This window comes from Cryobacterium sp. N22 (assembly GCF_002929555.1).
In the GTDB taxonomy this organism is placed as follows: domain Bacteria; phylum Actinomycetota; class Actinomycetes; order Actinomycetales; family Microbacteriaceae; genus Cryobacterium.
The window spans coordinates 462,104-479,247 of record NZ_PJJP01000039.1; the positions used below are offsets into that span (position 1 = coordinate 462,104).

A 17,144-nucleotide genomic window follows, 5' to 3' on the forward strand; every position below is an offset into this window, starting at 1 on the left:
CCGGCCGCTCGGGGCGTGGCCTCGGTGCCGGCGCGGTCCTGGGTCGCGGTGCCCGCACGGGTGCGCCCGAGGGGTCCCTCTCATCCGGATTCGAACGGGGGCGGCTGAAACGGCTCATCGGTGTACCCGTCGGAGGAGTTTGGGCAGGTCGGCCAGATCGCCGATGGTGAGGACCGTGAGGCCGGACACCGTGGACAGTCGGGACTGCGCCCCGGGGTGGATGCGGAACGCGAGGGTGGTGGCGTCTTTACCGAACAGGGTCTGCGCGGCCCGGAATTCGGTGAGGTCCATCAGCGAACCGGCGATGATCATGACCACGCTGGGCGGTGGCAGGCGCCGGGTGGCGGCCCGCGCGAATTCACGCAGGCTCGGGAAGAGGCCGGACACGGCGTCGATCCTGGAGGTGTCGTCGAGCAGGGACACCGGGGTTGCGGTGCGCAGGGCGAACTTCTCGGTGACCACGCTGAGTCCGGTGCCGTCGCGGATGATCTGGAGGGCCAGCGATGCGCTCACCGACACAGCCAGTTCGAATTCCTCGTCCGAGGCGTAGTAGGCGCTCTCCGCGCTGTGCACGATGGTGAGCTGGGTGCGCCTGGTCTCTTCGAATTGACGCACCATCAGCTGCCCGGTGCGGGCCGACGTGCGCCAGTGCACGTTGCGCAGCGGATCGCCGGGTTCGTACGCGCGCAGTGCGTGGAACGAGATGTCGTCGCTGGTGATCTTCTTGGTGATCTCACCCTCGAGGTCGCGCATGAGGCCGGCGGCCGAGGAGGCGATTCTGGTGGTCACCGGGTGCACGAACAGCTCCACGGCTTCGGTCCAGCGCACGGTGCGCCGCATCAGGCCCAGCTGGTCTCCGCGCACCGAAATGGCGGGGCCGGCGACGATCACGGCCCGGCGCTGGGTGGGCACGGCGAACAGTTCGTCGTGCACGGCGGCAGGCGCCAGCCCGGGGATGACGAACTCCGCCAGCCCCATGCCGACGGGCAGTTCCATGCGGGCGGGCAGCAGGGCACGCTCCCCCGAGTTCGTGACGGTCATCTGCCCCAGGGCGCGTTCGCCGGCGACGACGCGGTGCGGGTTCAGCTGCAACTCGACGGCGTAGGTGGCCCGGCCGACGATGAACGGTACGGCAACGAGCACGGCGGCCAGCAGGGTGGTCGCCAGGTAGGTGAATTCAACCCAGCCGAACACGGCGCTCACGATAAACGCGACGACGGCACAGAGCAGCACGAGCCGTCCGGCCGGGCCGATCACATCGACGACGGGGCGGATGCGCCCCAGCACGATGGCGAGCACCTGGCGGAGCAACCGCCAGGCGTGGGAGGCACCGGCCCCGAGCGCGCGACCGACCGATCTCAGGGCGTGTCTGGCCGGTGAGACCCTGACGGGCCCGCGCTCGGAGGCCCGCTTCATGCTGCGCGGAAGGCGGGAGGAGCCACCTCGACCAGGATCCGGCTGACGATGTCTTCGGCGGTGACGCCGGCGAAGTCGGCTTCGGGGTCGACCATGATGCGGTGCGCGAGCACCGGGATGGCCAGGTCGCGGATATCGTCGGGGCTGACGAAGGTGCGCCCCTGCGACAGGGCCCAGGTCTTAGCTGCACGGGCCAGGGCGAGGGCGCCTCGCATGCTCACACCGAGGGTCGAGGACACGTCGGTGCGGGTGGCGGTGACGATCTCGTTGAGGTAACCGAGTACTGCGGCGTCCACGAACACCTCTGAGGCCAGCTGGGCCATAGTAGTGACCGAGCTGGACGCGATGATGGGCGTGATCCCGGCGTCCCTGGACCGGTTCGACGAGTCCAGCAGCAGGGTGACGGCGGTGTCGTGGTCCGGGTAGCCGAGCGAGGTCTTGAAGAGGAAGCGGTCGAGCTGGGCCTCGGGCAGGGTGTACGTTCCGGCCTGCTCGACGGGGTTCTGGGTGGCGATGACCATGAACGGGCTGCCGACCTCGTGGCTGATGCCGTCGACGGTGACCCGGCCCTCTTCCATCACCTCGAGCAGCGCGGACTGGGTCTTCGGGCTCGCCCGGTTGATCTCGTCGGCTAGCACGATCGACGCGAAGATCGGTCCCTTGTGGAACTCGAAGAGGCCCTTGCCCTGGTCGTAGATGGTGACACCGGTGACGTCGGACGGCAGTAGGTCGGGGGTGAACTGGATGCGCGAGTTGGTGCCGTCGAGAGTCTTGGCCAAGGCCTTGGCCAGCACGGTCTTACCCGTGCCTGGGAAGTCCTCCAACAGCACGTGTCCGTTGGTGAGCATCGCGGCGACAACGAGCCGGATCACGTGGTCCTTGCCGAGGATTGCCTGTTCGACGTTGCCGACGAGCTTGCCGAACGCTTCGGCGAACCAGTCTGCCTGTTCCTGTGTTACTGCCATTTTTTCGTCATCCTTATCTTGACCAGTCTTGAACGTCGCTCTTCTTGCCGTCGACGGTTACGTACGTATTGGAGTATCCGCAGTAGCCCGTGTTGCCTCGGTAACTGCCCGTGCCGTCAGCGCCGACCGTGATGTTCGGGGCGGTGATGAGCGGGCCACCGTTGCAGTACAGCATCGTGGCGTAGCTGCCGGCGGGCCAGTCGCGCAGGTCGATGTTGTAGAAATAGGTCTGCCGGATTTCTCCCGGATTTCCCTTGGAAAGATCGATGATTTTCTTGGGCGCCGGCGGCGGCGGGGTCGGTTGCGGGGTCGCGGTGTCCGAGGACGTCCACGCACCGCAGCCGGCCGGGTTGCACGCCTGCACCCGGTACTGGGACGGCTGGTCGATGGCTCCGGTGGCAGATGCCGACCTGGCTCCGTTGGTCGACCCGTTCGCGGCGCTGCCCTTGATCCACTCGTAGTTGTAACTGCTTACTGCGCGGCCGCCATTGCTGCCGGGGGCCGCCCAGGTGAGGCTGAGTTCCCCGGTGCCGGTGCCTGGCGCCTTGAGGGTGGCACTGGCCGGCGCTCCCGGCTTGCCGTACGGAGTCACGGTGGTGCTCGCGGCCGACGGGCTGGACACACCGAGGGCGTTTCGCGCCGTGACGGTGAAGGCGTAGTTCGAGCCGTTGCTCAGGCCGGTGATCGAGTGGGTTCCCGCGCTGGTTACATCCAGTGAGCCGCCGCCGGCCCAGTTGATCGTGTATCCGGTGATCGGTGAGTTGTTCGACGACGGGGCGGTGAAGCTCACCGTCGCGCTGGCGTCGCCCTCGACCGCGGTCGGCTTGTTGGGGGCATCCGGGTTGTTGCGGATCACAAAGGTGATCCTGGCTTTTGTCTGGCGGGCAGGGTCGCCGGTGGCGTCCTTGATCGTGTAGACCACCGTGAGAGTGCCGGTGGCGCCCGAGCCAGTCTTGACGGTGACGTCGTTGCCGGTGAACGCCACGGATGCGGAGCCGACCTGCTGTTCGATGACCGCACCGATCACCACGAGCGGCTTGCCGTCCTTGGCGAAGGGGTTGTAGTCGTTGTCGAGCACGGGCACCGTCACCGAGGTGCTCGGCCGAGTCTCGATACCTGCGCCGTTGGGGCCGGCGTCGTCGACGGCCTGGGGAACGGGGCGGGTTGACGAGACCACCGTCACCTCGATCGAGCCGGGGATGGTGAATTCCTTGTAGGTCACCGAGAACGTGAGCTTCACCTTGGCGCCCGGCTGGGTGCCCAGCGGCGACGAGATGGTGAGGTCGGCGCCGGCGAGGGTCGCGGCGACGGAGCCGTTGGTGCCGCCGAGCGATCCGTAACTCACCCTTTGGATGATGTCGGGGTTGGGGTGACCTGTGGAGTTGCGCAGGTTCACGACCTGCGCGCCCTCTCCGGCCTCCACGGTGACCTTGGAGGGAGTGAAGGTGGGAGCGACGTCCTCGAAGTTCGGGTCGCCGACGGTGATCGGGATGGTGAGGGTGGCTTGGTTGCCCTTGGGGTCACCGGCGCCGGCACCGTCAGTGACCACGAAGGTCAGGGCGGCGGGTCCTCGGTAGTCGGCCGCGGCCGTGAAGCTCAGTGACGTGGAACCGCCCATGGGGTTCGAGCCGTCGCTGTTGGTGGCGGTGGCGCTGAGTAGCACGGCGGGGCGGCCGGAGGGGACCTCGACGATATCCGCGAGGGACCAGCTCTTCGAGCCGTTCATCTTGATGACCTGCTGGCCGATGTCTTTCAGGAACGGCGGCGGGAAGACCTCTTCTTCCGGCGTCGGCTGGGTGCTCGGTTCGGCGTTCGCGGGATCAGACGGCTTCGGGGTGTTGGGCTCGGCCTTCGGCTTGGCCGGCACGATGATGAACGCCGTGGCGCTGAGCTTGTCGACCTCGTTGGTGAGCCGGTAGGCGATCGCCTGACGCTCGAAGGTGGGCTCGACCCGCACGATGCCGTTCGACTGGATGGCGCCTGAGGCGGCGTTGGGTCCCTCCAGGCTGATGACAAGTTCGTCGATCAGGCCGCTCGGGTTCTCGGCGCCCTCGAGTGCGTCGATGTCGACGGCCTGGCCGGATGCGACCTCTTCGGGCTCGACGAGGTGGTCGATCGCCACGGGGTACTGGGCCTTGGCGTCCTCGGTGACCTTCACCTGGATGAAGGCGGTGTCGGCGCCGCCGTGTCCGTTGGTGATCTCGTAGCGCAGCGTGTAAGTGCCCTCCTCGGCGGGCGTTTCAACGATGACACGGCTGCCGTCGACGGTGGCGGTGATGCCCGGGTCCACCTCGGGCAGCTTCTCAGAAAGCGTGAGCTTGTAGCCGTTGGGGTCGGAGTCGTTGAGTACGACCGGGATCGAACCGGTGCGGCCCGGCTTGATCTCGATGGCGTCGTCCAGGGCGCTCGGCGCCAGAAGTTCCACCGGGCGCGGGATCACGCCGATGCGCACGGAGCCTTCGGCGGTGGCGCCGAGGGTGTCCTCGACCTGGTAGCTGAAGACATCCGTGCCTGCCGTGCCCGGGTACGCCTCGTAGACGAAGAAGTCGCTGCCCGACTCGATGATCTGGCCGAGCTCCGGTGCGCTGGTGACGTCTTTCAGGTACACCGAGTCGCCGTCGGGGTCGATGCCGTCCAGCGGAACCTGCACCTTGATGGTGGATTCGGCGAAGGTGCGCATGGTCAGCGGCAGCGGGGTGGGCGGCCGGTTGTTCTTGTCGTCCTTGGCGGTGACGGTGAACCGCACCGTCGCCGTCGCTGTCTCGGCGAAGGCGTCGCTGATGCTGTAAACGACGCTGTAGGAACCGGCTTCCTGGGGAGCCTGGAAGCGCACCTGGTTGCCTGTGACGAAGGCCAGGCCGCCGACGTCGGTGGTGTCGGCCAGGTCGGGGGCGACCGTCATGGTCGCGGAGTCGGGGTGGTAGTCGTTGTCCAGCACCGGCACCGAGACGATGTCGCCGGCGCGCACGCTCACGGAATCGTCCACGGCCACGGGAGGCTGATGCTTCACCAGCGGCGGCACCGGAACGACGGTGACGCCGGCGGTTGAGGTTCCGTCGCCGTCGCTGATCGTGTAGGTGAACTGCACCTGCTCGGTGAGCGCGGCGGCCGCGGTGACCCGCAGCACGGTGTTGGTGAGGATCTCGACAGTCACCAGGTCCTGTGTTGCGGTCAGGTCGACGGACTGCACGGCGAGGACGCGGCCGCTGGGTGAGACGTCGTTGTCGAGGACCGGGATCATCACCGGTTCGCCGGCGCGCAGGTAGGCGGTGTCCTTGACCGCGATCGGCGGTTGCACGTCGTCGGGGTTCTCCAGCACGTCCACCCGGATCAGGCCGACACTCGAGGTGGCCCCGGCGCCGAGGCTGTAGGTGAAGACATAGCTGCCGGCCTTGTTCGCCGAGACGGCCACGGTGCCGCGCTCGAGGTTCGGCACGGCGGAGAGGTCGTTGGGCACCTCGTTCACGCCGATCAGGGCCAGCGGCGCGCCCGAAGGGGTGACGTCGTTCTTGAGCGGTTCGATCAGGGCGGTCTCGCCCAGGAACACGGTGGCGAAGTCCGGCGTGCCGATGGGGTTGAGGCTGCCGGGCGCCTTCACGTCCACGGTCAGCACGCCAGTGGCGGTGAGCAGGCCGTCGGAGATGACGAACTGCACCTCCTTGACACCGAGCTCGGCGGTCTTGGATTCGAAGGTGACGAAACCCTCCGGCCCGAACCGCACCCCGTCGCCGGTGGTCGGCGACGCCGACACCAGGTAGATGTCATCACCATCGGGGTCGATCCAGTCCGAGAGCACGTTGTAACTGACCAGCTGGCCCTGCTCCACGCTGATCGCGCCGGCCCGGTTCGAGACCGGGGCCAGGTTTTCCTCCATCGGCCGCATGGTCACATTGACCTGGGCCTCGGCGACGGCGCCGCGGCCATCGGCGACCGTGTACCGGAACGACACGGTTCCGGCCGCATCCTTGGCCGGGGTGAACTGCACGGCCCGGCCACCGTCGATGTAATCCAGGCTGCCCTGCGACTCCGAGAACCCGCTCAGGTTCGACACCGTGAGCACGTCACCGTCGGGGTCGGTGTCGTTCTCCAGCACCGGCAACACCGTGGTCTTGCCCGGCCGCACACCATACGCGTCGTCACGGGCAAGAGGCGCCCGGTTTACATTGGTGCGCTCCGCAAGAGTGTCTTCGAAGGACTGCTGGGCGGCCTTCTCGGTGCCGTCCTCGGCGTCGGACTCTTCGGGCGGGGTGACCTCTTCCCAGTTCTCCACCAGGCGCATGTTCGAATCGACCAGCCACACGTTGCCGTTGGAGAGGTTGTTCAACGCGATCACATCACGGTTGACCCTGAACTCCAGCACCGATCCGTTGGTGGGCTGCTCGATGGTCTCCCGCAGCACCTCGGTGCCCTCGCAGTCGGCGAGGTAGCGCTGCGCACCCGACCAGGCCGCGTGCGCGCACCCGTTCAACCACACCGGTGCCGACACCGACTTCGGGTCGGTCACGGCAGCATCCAACTTCGCATCGACAGACACGATGTCGCCGCCGTTCAGCGGAACCCTCAGCAACGCCTTCGAGGTCGCGACGAGCGCCACGTCGTTCTCAGCCCCGGTCTGCTGCAGCTTCAGGGCGTTCTTGGGAACCTCTATGCTCTCACCGTCGACAACGAGGCGATGATTCTCGGTGTCCAGCAGCACCGGCTTGTCCCCCACCGCGGCGAGCTGGAACTCGCCCAGCTTGGGCAGTTCGGCGGTGACAGCCTCGGGCTCCTCGGCCGCCGGGTCGACGGTGAAGAGGGTCTCCTCGGTCTTCGAGGCGCCGAAGACCACGCCGTCCTGCGAAACGGCGATGTGGCCGCCCTTGCCCAGTTTCATCACCGGGTCGGTGGCCTTGGGGTCGAAGCTCAGTTCGCCGGCGGCGTTGATCACCCAGACCTCACCGGTGGACTGGTTCATCACGGCGATGGAGTCGCCGCCGTAGACGATCTCGGACCCCTGGGCCACGTCGACCCGTTCGCCGAGGGTGGTGAAGGCCGGGTCGATGCGTTCGATGGTGCCCGAGCTGCCGTCGATCAGGAAGACGTCTTCGCCGTCCTGCACGACGTCAAAGGTGCTCGATGAGGCGTTGACTGACGCGTTGAGCTCCTCGATCTGCCGGTTCAACCGGCCGGCGAGCAGTTCCTTGCCGTTGGTGACCCACACGTCGCGGGCGGAGAGGTCGACATCCGTCACCGGGAAACCCTCGTGCAGCACCGCGAACGACAGCGGCACACCCGCCAAGACCGACAGTGCCACCACGGATGCCGATACCCGCCGACCACGCAAAAACGACCTGAGGGTCCCCACCCGATTTCCCCCAAATGTGATGTTGATGCGTTACGTCGAAACAATGTCAGGTCTGGTGCACCGTGACCTTTGGCACTGTCCCCTGACCGGCTCTTACGCTAACACGCGAACGGGGGCCACCCGGATGGGTAGAGGTCCCCATTCGCGTCTTTTCATCAGCAATTTGGAATGATCGTGCCGTTGGTGTCCGAGATCCGGATGAACCAACCGTCATAGCTGCGGTCTTCGATCTGGAAGTAGTACCAGTTCTTGCCGTTACGCACGGACAGGCAGATCGCGTCGATCACGGTTCCGGGCTGCAGATAGCCGCGGGCGTTCATGGTGCAACCCGAGTTGCCGTTGGTCACGGTCTCGCCATAGGTGGAGTCCGGTTCCGGGCAGGCCTGCTGGGTCACCGAGTAGCCGTAGTGGGTCGGTGCCCAGGCTGGCGGGGTCGTGGGCGTCGCAGCGTTGGAGGTGGTCCAGTCGCCGCAGCCGCGCGCGTTGCAGGCCTGCACCCGGTACTGGTACTGGGTGTTGGCGGTTCCGGTGGCCGAGGCGGTTTTGGCTCCGCTGGTCGAGCCGTTAGCGCCGCCGCCGGTGACCCACTCGTATTTGTAGGCGCTGACCCCGCGCCCGCCGGAGCTGCCCGGTGCGGCCCAGCTGAGCCCGAGCGCACCGTTGCCGGTGGCCGATGCCGTGAGATTGGCGCTGGCGGGAGCGCCGGGCACACCGTAGGGGGTCACCGTGTTGCTGGACGCCGAGACGTTCGAGGTGCCCTTGGCGTTCTGGGCCGTCACCTGGAACGCATAGCTCTGCCCGTTGGTGAGTCCCGTGATGTTGTAGGTCCCGGCGCTGGTCACGTTCTTGGAGCCACCGTTGGCCCAACTGATGGTGTAGCCGGTGATGGCCGAGTTGTTCGAGGAGGGCGCTGCGAAGCTGATGGTGGCTCCGGCATCGTCTTCGGCCGCCGTCGGCGCGTTGGGGGCGTCCGGGCGGTCGCGGATGACCAGGGTGATGCGTCCCTGGGTGGCCCTGGCCTGATCCTTGGTCGCATCGAGGATGCGGTACACGGCGGTAAGGGTGCCGGTGGCGCCGGGTCCCGTCGTGATGGTCACCCCGCTCGCGGTGTACGAGACCGAGGCCTTGCCCCCGCTGACGTCCTGTTCGATCGTCGCGGACACCACGGTGAGTGGTTTGCCGTCCTGCGCGAACGGGTTGTAGTCGTTGTCGAGCACGGGCACCTGCACGACCGAACTCGGAGTGGTTTCGATGCCGGCGCCATTGGGCCCGGCGTCGTCCACGGCCTGCGGCACGGCGCGGGTCGAGGACACGACAGTGACGTCCACCGAGCCGGGGATGGTGAACTCCCTGTAGGTGACGCTGAAGGTGAGGCGCACCCTGGTGCCGGGTTGGGTGCCCAGTGGGGAGGAGACCGTAAGGTTGGCTCCCTGTATGGCCGCGGCGACATCCGCTGTGGCGCCGGCCAGGGCGCCGTAGCTGAGGTTTTCGATGATTGCCGGGTTCGGATGCCCGCTCGATGAACGCAGGTTCACCACCGTTGCGGACTCGCCGGCCTCGAGGGTGACCTTGGGCGGCGTGAAGGTGGGGGCGACGTCTTCGAAGTCAGGGTCGCCGACGGTGATCGGGATGGTGAGGGTCGCCTGGTTGCCCGCTGGGTCGTCGGCGCCGCTGCCGTCGGTGACCACGAAGGTCACCGACGCGGGGCCGCGGTAGTCCCTGGCGGCGACGAAACTCAGCGAGGAGCCACCGGCCACCTTCGAGCCGTCGCTGTTGGTGGCGGTGGCGCTGAGCAGTAGCGCGGGGCGGCCGGAGGGCACCTCGACGATGTCGCCGAGGGTCCAGGACTTGGACCCGTTCATCTTGACGACCTGCGGGCCGATGTCTTTCAGGAACGGCGGCGGGAACTGCTCCTCGTCGGGTGTCGGCTCGGTGGACGGCTGGTTCACCGGTTCCACGGGTTTGGGTTGCGGCGGCACGATGATGAACGCCGTGGCGCTGAGCTGATCGAGCTCATTGGTGAGCCTGTACGCGATCGCCTGCCGGTCGGTGGACGGTTCGACCCGGACCGTGCCGTTGGCCTGCAGCGTGCCGTTGCCGGCGTTCGGTCCCTCGAGGGTGATCACCAGGTCCTCGATCAGACCGCTGGGGTTCTCCGCGCCGTCGAGTACCGCAACGTCGATCGGCGTGCCGGCCAGGACCTGGTCGGGCTCGACGAAGTGGTCGATCGCGACCGGGTACTGTGCCTTGGCGTCAGCGGTCACCTTCACCTGCACAAACGCCGTATCGGCACCGCCGTGCCCATTGGTGATCTCGTACCGCAGCGTGTAGGTGCCCTCCTCGGCGGGTGCCTCCACGATCACCCGGCTGCCGTCGACCGTGGCCGTGATGCCGGGGTCCACCTCGGGCAGCTTCTTCGACAGCGTCAGCTTGTACCCGTTGGGATCGGAGTCGTTCAACACAACAGGGATCGATCCGTCGCGGCCGGGCTTGATCTCGATGGCGTCATCGACCGCATTCGGGGGCAGCAACTCCACCGGGCGCGGGATCACGCCGATCCGCACCGTACCCTCGGCCGTCGCACCGACGGTATCGGCGACCTGATAGGTGAACGAGTCCGTGCCGGCCGTGCCGGGGTGGGCCTCGTAGATGAAGAAATCGCTGCCCTGGTCCACGATACGACCCAGCGTCGGAGGCGAGGTGACGGCGGTGAGATACACCGAATCGCCGTCGGGGTCGATGCCGTCCAACGGCACCTGCACCTTGATGGTCGACTCCGCAAACGTGCGCATCGTCAGGGGCAGCGGGGTGGGCGCCTGATTGTCCGCCGCGTTCACGGCGATCACGGTGAAACGCACGGTGGCTGTCGCGGTCTCCTGGAAGGCATCCGAGATCGTGTAGGCGACGCTGTAGGAGCCGGGTTCGGCGGGCGCCTGGTAACGCACCTGGCTGCCCGTGACGAACGCCAGGCCTCCGGCGTCGGTCGTGTCGGTCAGCTCCGGGAGCACACTCATGGTGGCTGAGTCCGGATGGAAGTCATTGTCGAGCACCGACACGCTCACGATGTCGCCGGCGCGCACGCTCACCGAATCGTCGACCGCAACCGGCGGCTGATGCTTGATCAGCGGCGGCACCGGAACAACGGTGACACCGGCGGTGGAGGTGCCCTCGCCATCGCTGATCGTGTAGGTGAACTGCACCTGCTGGGTGAGAGCCGCGGATGCGGTGACCCGCAACACGGTGTTGGTGAGAATCTCGACAGTGACGAGGTCGTCGGTGCTGCTCAGGTCCACGGACTGCACCGCGAGCACCCGGCCGCTGGGTGAGACGTCGTTGTCCAGCACCGGGATCGTGACGGGCTCGGCTGCGCGGAGGTAGGCGGTGTCTTTGACGGCGATCGGAGGCAGGATCTCAGCGGGGTTTTCAACCACGTCGACGCGGATCAGGCCGACGCTCGAGGTGGCGCCGGCGCCAAGGCTGTAGGTGAAGACGTAGCTGCCGGCCTTGCCTGACGACACGGCGATCGTGCCACGCTCCAGGTTCGCCACGGCGGTGAGGTCCTTGGGGACCTCGTTCACCCCGATCAACGCCAACGGCGCTCCCGACGGAGTCACGTCGTTCTTGAGCGGCTCGATCAACGCCGTCTCCCCCACGAACACCGTGCTGAAGTCCGGTGTCCCCACCGGGTTCAGCGTGCCCGCCGCCTTCACATCCACGGTGAGCACACCGGTGGCGGTGAGCAGGCCGTCGGAGATGACGAACTGCACCTCCTTGACACCGAGCTCGGCGGTCTTGGATTCGAAGGTGACGAAACCCTCCGGCCCGAACCGCACCCCGTCACCGGTGGTCGGCGACGCCGACACCAGGTAGATGTCATCACCATCGGGGTCGATCCAGTCCGAGAGCACGTTGTAACTGACCAGCTGGCCCTGCTCCACGCTGATCGCGCCGGCCCGGTTCGAGACCGGGGCCAGGTTCTCCTCCAACGGCCGCATGGTCACATTCACCTGAGCCTCGGCGACGGCGCCGCGGCCATCGGCCACCGTGTACCGGAACGACACGGTTCCGGCCACAGTCTCGGCGGGAGTGAACTGCAGCGCCCGGCCGCCGTCGATGTAATCCAGGCTGCCCTGCGACTGGGAGAAGCCGCTGACGTTTGTGACCGTGAGCACGTCACCGTCCGGGTCGGTGTCGTTCTCCAGCACCGGCAACACCGTGGTCTTGCCCGGCCGCACCCCGTAGGCGTCGTCGCGCGCGAGCGGCGCCCGGTTCACGTCGGTGCGCTCAGCGATGGTGTCTTCGAAGGACTGCTGGGCGGCCTTCTCGGTGCCGTCCTCGGCGTCGGACTCTTCCGGCGGAGTGACCTCTTCCCAGTTCTCCACCAGGCGCATGTTCGAATCGACCAGCCACACGTTGCCGTTGGAAAGGTTGTTCAGCGCGATCACATCACGGTTGACCCGAAACTCCAGCACCGACCCCTGGGTGGGCTGCTGAATCGTCTCCCGCAACACGTCGGAACCCTCGCAGTCGGCGAGGTAACGCTGCGCACCCGACCAGGCCGCGTGCGCGCACCCGTTCAACCACACCGGAGCCGACACCGACTTCGGGTCGGTCACGGCAGCATCCAACTTCGCATCGACGGACACGATGTCGCCGCCGTTCAGCGGAACCCTCAGCAACGCCTTCGAGGTCGCGACGAGCGCCACGTCGTTCTCGGCCCCGGTCTGCTGCAGCTTCAGGGCGTTCTTGGGAACCTCTATGCTCTCGCCGTCGACGACGAGGCGATGATTCTCCGTGTCAAGCAGCACGGGCTTATCCCCCACCGCGGCGAGCTGGAACTCACCCAGCTTCGGCAGGGCGCTCTCAACCGGTTTCGCCGCGTCTTCGGAGGACGGGTCGTAGCTGAAGAGGGTCTTCTCGGTCGACGACGCTCCGAAAACCAGGCCGTCGGCGGAAACGGCGATGTGACCGCCTGTGCCCAGCTTCATCACCGGGTCGGTGGTCTTGGGGTCGAAGCTCAGTTCGCCGGCGGCGTTGATCACCCACACGTCGCCGGAGGCCGCCATCACGGCGATCGAGTCGCCGCCGTGGAGCACTTCGGAGCCGGGCGTCACGTCGACACGTTCACCGAGGGTGGTGAAGGCCGGGTCGATGCGTTCGATCGAGCCCACACTGCTGTCGATGAGGAAGACATCATCGCCGTCCTGCAGCACGTCGAAGGCGATGGACGAGGCGTTGACCGACGCGTTGAGCTCCTCGATCTGCCGGTTCAACCGGCCGGCGAGCAGTTCCTTGCCGTTGGTGACCCACACGTCGCGGGCGGAGAGGTCGACATCCGTCACCGGGAAACCCTCGTGCAGCACCGCGAACGACAGCGGCACGCCGGCCATGACCGACAGGGCCACGACGGAGGCCGACATTTTGCGGCCGCGCAACCACGAACTCAGGGTCCCCACCCGTTTCCCCCTCGCGAGTTTCGGCAGGAGTGTGAGACGGCGTCCGCGACCGCGACACGCCCGGCATAGGCTCCTGACCGGCTCTTACGCTAACACGTCAATGGGCGGCACCCACACGGGGACCACTCCCCCGCCGGGCCGGGCTAGGACTCGAGAATTCCTACGGTTGTGTCTTCGTCGTTCTCCGCGGCCGACAGCCTGGAATCCTCGGCCGCCCGGTCCAGCAGAACCACGTCGTCCAGGCTCACCAGCCGGGTGGCGACGGCGTATTCCACGAGCCGCCCCCGGCGGTTGGTCGCCAGGTTGCCGGTGCCCCCGCGGAGCCCGGCCACGCCGAGTTTGTCGAGCTTGCTGCAGACGTTGTCCAGCTTGCGGTTGAACGTCGTCATGCTCCAGCCCAGCCGGGCCGCGGCCTCGGCCGAGCTGGGGATGGCGCCCCGGCCGGGCACCGCCTGGGTGAGGATGCTCTCGGACAGTGCCACAATCAGCAGGCGCTGGCTTGTCGTGAGGGTCACCGGCAGGATGGTGGTGGTGCCGCCCTCGTGCGAGGCCGACAGCGACGTGTTGTAGAAGTCGGACTCGGCGTGGATGCTGAAGTCGTAGGTGGACGACCCGGCACTGAACATCACGTGCAAGGTCTGGAAAACGATGGGCAGTTTCGCGCCGGGCGCCAGCCAGGCCTGTACGGTGCCGGTGGTGTCCGACACCGTCGCTGACAACAGGTTGCCCACGTTCGCGATCCACCACATGCCGTAGTCCTCGTAGAGCCGCAGGAAGGTGCGGTGCAGGTACGGGTTGTCGTCGATGGTGAGGTCGGACTCACGCCCGATCGAGAAGTCGGCTCCGGGTTCCACGTCGTACCACTCGCCGCAGAACTCCACCCGCAGCGGCTTCACCGGCATGATTTCAGCGGTTGCAGGCACGGTTGGCCTCCGAAATCTTGCCGTCGGTGCGTTGCAGGTAGATATCCACGCAGACCGTACTGCCGGGCACGACCCCGTCAACGGTGATGTCTGCGACAGTGCTGAGCTTGGGCTGGTTGGGGGTTTCGGCGCGGGCCCACCTGTAGACGTCGCCGTCCAACGGGGCCGGGTTACTGACCGTGAAGGTGACCTGGCTGCCGTCCTCGGAGGTGGCGGTGCCCTCGAGGACCGGCACCGGCACTCCGGCGGCGGAATTCACGCTGCCAGGTTTGGCCGGCACCGGGGAGGCTGTGGGGGTCAGGGCGGACTTGTCGGTGCCGGTGAGAGTGACGGCGGCGACCACGGCGCCGATCAGGAGCACGGCCGCGGCTATGGACCCGATCAGCACCAGGCGGCGACGGCCTGATGCGCCTTCGACCGGGCTGTCGTCGGGAGTGTCGGCGACGGATGCCGCGACCGGTTCCTGAGCCCGCACCGAGCCGCGGGGGCGGACGATGGTGGCTTCCTTGACCGGGCTCGGCTTGCCAGGGCCGGCCTTGCCGGTGGGAGTGCCGCCGGCGGGGGCGCTGCCGGGTTCGATCACCCGGGCGCCGCGCACGCGGGTCGCGTCGGCCTGGTCCGGTTCGGCGGGCGGCGCTGCGGGCGTCGCCGGGCGTGGCCGGGCCGGTGCCGGGGCTGCCGGGGCCTGCGCGGCGATCGACACCACCGAACGTGCCCGGGTCTCGTCGTCGCCGGCCGGCGCATCCGGTTTGCCGTGCTGGGTGCCTGCGATGGTGGGGATGTCGATGCCCGTGGGGGCGTAGCCGAGTTCCAGCTCCACCCGCTGCAGGGCCCGAGCGAAGTCGACGGCGGTGGCGAACCTGTCGTCGCGCCGGGTGGCCATGGCCTTGGCCAGCACGGCCACGAGCGAACGGGGCACGTCGTCACGGCCGATGGGGGTGATGGCACCGCGTTCGATGCGACCGATCAGATCGAGGGTGCCGTTGGAGCGCCCGCGGATCTCGAACGGCGTCTGCCCGGCCAGCAGGGTGTGGATGGTGGCCGCCAGCGAGAATACGTCGCTGCGCACGTCGGGCCGGGGGTCGTCCTCGAACATCTCCGGCGGCGACCAGGGCACGCTCATGCCGACCGACTGGCTTTCCCCGGTGCCGGTGGACTCCGACGCGGCCGGCAGGTGGCTTCCGCTGATGGTCTGCACGGGCAGCTCCTCGTCGAGACTCGACGAGATGCCGAAGTCGGTGAGGGCAGGCCAGCCGAAGTCGTTGGTGAGAACGTTGGCCGGCTTGATATCGCGGTGCAGGATGCCCGCCGAATGGGCGGTCGCGATTGCGCCGGCGAGGCGCACGCCGGTGCGCAGGGCATCCTCGACACCGAAGTTCTGGCGCTTGTAACGTTCGGCCAGGCTCGGGCCCGAGCAGTGCTCCATCACGAAGTACGGCCGGCCGTCGCCGGCGACGTCGGCGTGGTAGATCGTGACGATATAGGGGTGGGTCGACAGTTGCGCCATCAGGTTGGCTTCGTCGACGAACTGCGCCTGGGTCGAGGGGTTCAGCTGTTCGGTGAGGAGGACCTTCACCGCGACCCGGCGGCGGGGCAGTCGCTGCTGGTAGAGGAACACGTCGGAGAAGCCGCCGGAGCCGAGGATGGAGACGAATTCGTAGCCGGGCAGTTCCGGGGCGATGGAGGGTGCGCGGCGCATCACTCCTGCCCGACCGTGAGGGTGATGCCGCTACCGAGGTCGACGACGGTTCCCACGATGACCGCGGTGGGTTCGCCCTGACGCAGCTTCTGCGCCGGCTTGCCCGGTAAGACCACGAGGGTGCCGTTGCGCGAGTGCAGATCGGTGACGACCACGGTGTCTCCCTCGACGGTGAAGTGCACATGGTTGCGCGACACGTCCTGGTCGGCGCCGCCCAGGCTCACCAGCTTGGGCACGAGGCCGCCGGACACCTTGCTGACACTCGGTGCCCGACCCACCCGGATCGGCTGGCTCAGCGGTTCCCGCACCCCGCTGGGCAGCAGCAGGTAGAGCCGGGGCGCGGCGGCCGGCGCAGGTTCGGCGGCGACCCGACGACGCGAATCACGCATCTTCTGGATGTCGCCGCTCATCACGGTGTGCCCGTCGTGGTCCCCGGGCACATCGCTGTCCGACTCGGTGTCGACCGGATCGGCGTCGGCCGTGTCGCGCGCGGCACCCGCCGGTGCGGCGGACTCGTCGTCCTCGGCCTCGGCATCAGGCCGCACGGCTGCCTGCTCGACACCGCGCATCACGGTGGCGCCGAACAGGTGGTCATAGCCGCCGGCGGGGTCGGCGTCGGGCTCCGGGGCGGATTCGGCGGCCGGTTCGGCGGCGGGCTCAGCCACAGCGATGTCGGAGATGGTCTGTTCGCTGGCCGGTTCGGCGATCGTGTGGAGCGGCAGCGGTGCCGGCGCGGTCTTCGGCGCCGCGGGCGGCGGCGGCACGATCAGCGCGGCCGGCTCGGCACGAGCGGGCTCGGAGCGAGTTTGTTCTGCCGCGCGGGCGCCGTCGACGACCAGGCGCAGGCGCCGGGTGCGCACCATGCCCGACTGCAGGGGAAGGCCGGCTCCGAGCGGCAGCGCGGCGAGGTCATCCGCGCCGATCGGGTCGGCGTCCACAGAAACGGGCACAGCGGTCACCGACACGGCGGTCACGTCCGCGACGGAGCGCTCCACCCACGTGGAGATGCCCAGGCCGCCGATCGACACGTCGCCGGCAGCCGTGGCCAGAACGACCACGACGTCTCCGCGCACGAAGACGCGCACCGTTGCCGGAACAACCTCGTCCCAGGTGAGGAGCGCGAACGGCGGAGTCTTGGACAGTCCGCCGGCGGTGAGCTCGTCGAGCACGGCGCGGGCACCCTGCTCGCTGGACCCCGCATCGGTGAGGCTCGCCCAGACTCGCGCGCCGGCAGCGGAATCGGCGGCGGGCAGCAACACCAGTCGGTCCCCCGTCGCTGCCGCAAGCCATCCGCCCCGGTTGTCGTCGTCGTACGAAAGCACAGATCCCCCTATTGCCGTC

The 17,144-nt window shown here is 67.9% G+C and carries 7 protein-coding genes; all 7 read right to left on the reverse strand.

Going from position 1 to position 17,144, the window contains the following annotated elements; translation table 11 throughout:
• Positions 1 to 114: 114 nt before the first annotated feature.
• A complete protein-coding gene (locus CXY76_RS17595; protein ID WP_104166789.1) occupies positions 115 to 1,416 on the reverse strand; it encodes a DUF58 domain-containing protein in 1,302 nt (433 codons plus the stop codon).
• Positions 1,413 to 2,381 (reverse strand): MoxR family ATPase, encoded by a 969-nt coding sequence (locus tag CXY76_RS17600; protein ID WP_104166791.1) that lies wholly within the window; start codon positions 2,379 to 2,381, stop codon positions 1,413 to 1,415. Before CXY76_RS17600 ends, CXY76_RS17595 begins: the two co-directional genes overlap by 4 nt.
• Before the next feature lie 13 nt (positions 2,382 to 2,394).
• Entirely contained in the window at positions 2,395 to 7,674 is a 5,280-nt protein-coding gene (locus CXY76_RS17605; protein ID WP_146073483.1) for an Ig-like domain-containing protein, read from the reverse strand.
• Positions 7,675 to 7,880: 206 nt separating this feature from the next.
• Positions 7,881 to 13,181: an Ig-like domain-containing protein gene (locus CXY76_RS17610; protein WP_146073484.1), complete on the reverse strand. Its 5,301-nt coding sequence runs from the start codon at positions 13,179 to 13,181 to the stop codon at positions 7,881 to 7,883.
• 143 nt (positions 13,182 to 13,324) lie between these two features.
• On the reverse strand, positions 13,325 to 14,104 hold the full coding sequence (locus CXY76_RS17615) for a hypothetical protein (RefSeq protein ID WP_369826176.1): 780 nt from the start codon (positions 14,102 to 14,104) through the stop codon (positions 13,325 to 13,327).
• Entirely contained in the window at positions 14,088 to 15,803 is a 1,716-nt protein-coding gene (locus CXY76_RS17620; RefSeq protein WP_104166799.1) for a serine/threonine-protein kinase, read from the reverse strand. Before CXY76_RS17620 ends, CXY76_RS17615 begins: the two co-directional genes overlap by 17 nt.
• A complete protein-coding gene (locus CXY76_RS17625) occupies positions 15,803 to 17,125 on the reverse strand; it encodes an FHA domain-containing protein (protein ID WP_104166802.1) in 1,323 nt (440 codons plus the stop codon). Before CXY76_RS17625 ends, CXY76_RS17620 begins: the two co-directional genes overlap by 1 nt.
• Between the last annotated feature and the right edge of the window lie 19 nt (positions 17,126 to 17,144).

Coding starts and splice junctions, on each gene's coding strand:
- CXY76_RS17620 (WP_104166799.1), bottom strand. CDS start 15,803: ATGCGCCGCGCACCCTCCATCGCCCCGGAACTGCCCGGCTACGAATTC.
- CXY76_RS17600 (WP_104166791.1), bottom strand. CDS start 2,381: ATGGCAGTAACACAGGAACAGGCAGACTGGTTCGCCGAAGCGTTCGGC.
- CXY76_RS17595 (WP_104166789.1), bottom strand. CDS start 1,416: ATGAAGCGGGCCTCCGAGCGCGGGCCCGTCAGGGTCTCACCGGCCAGA.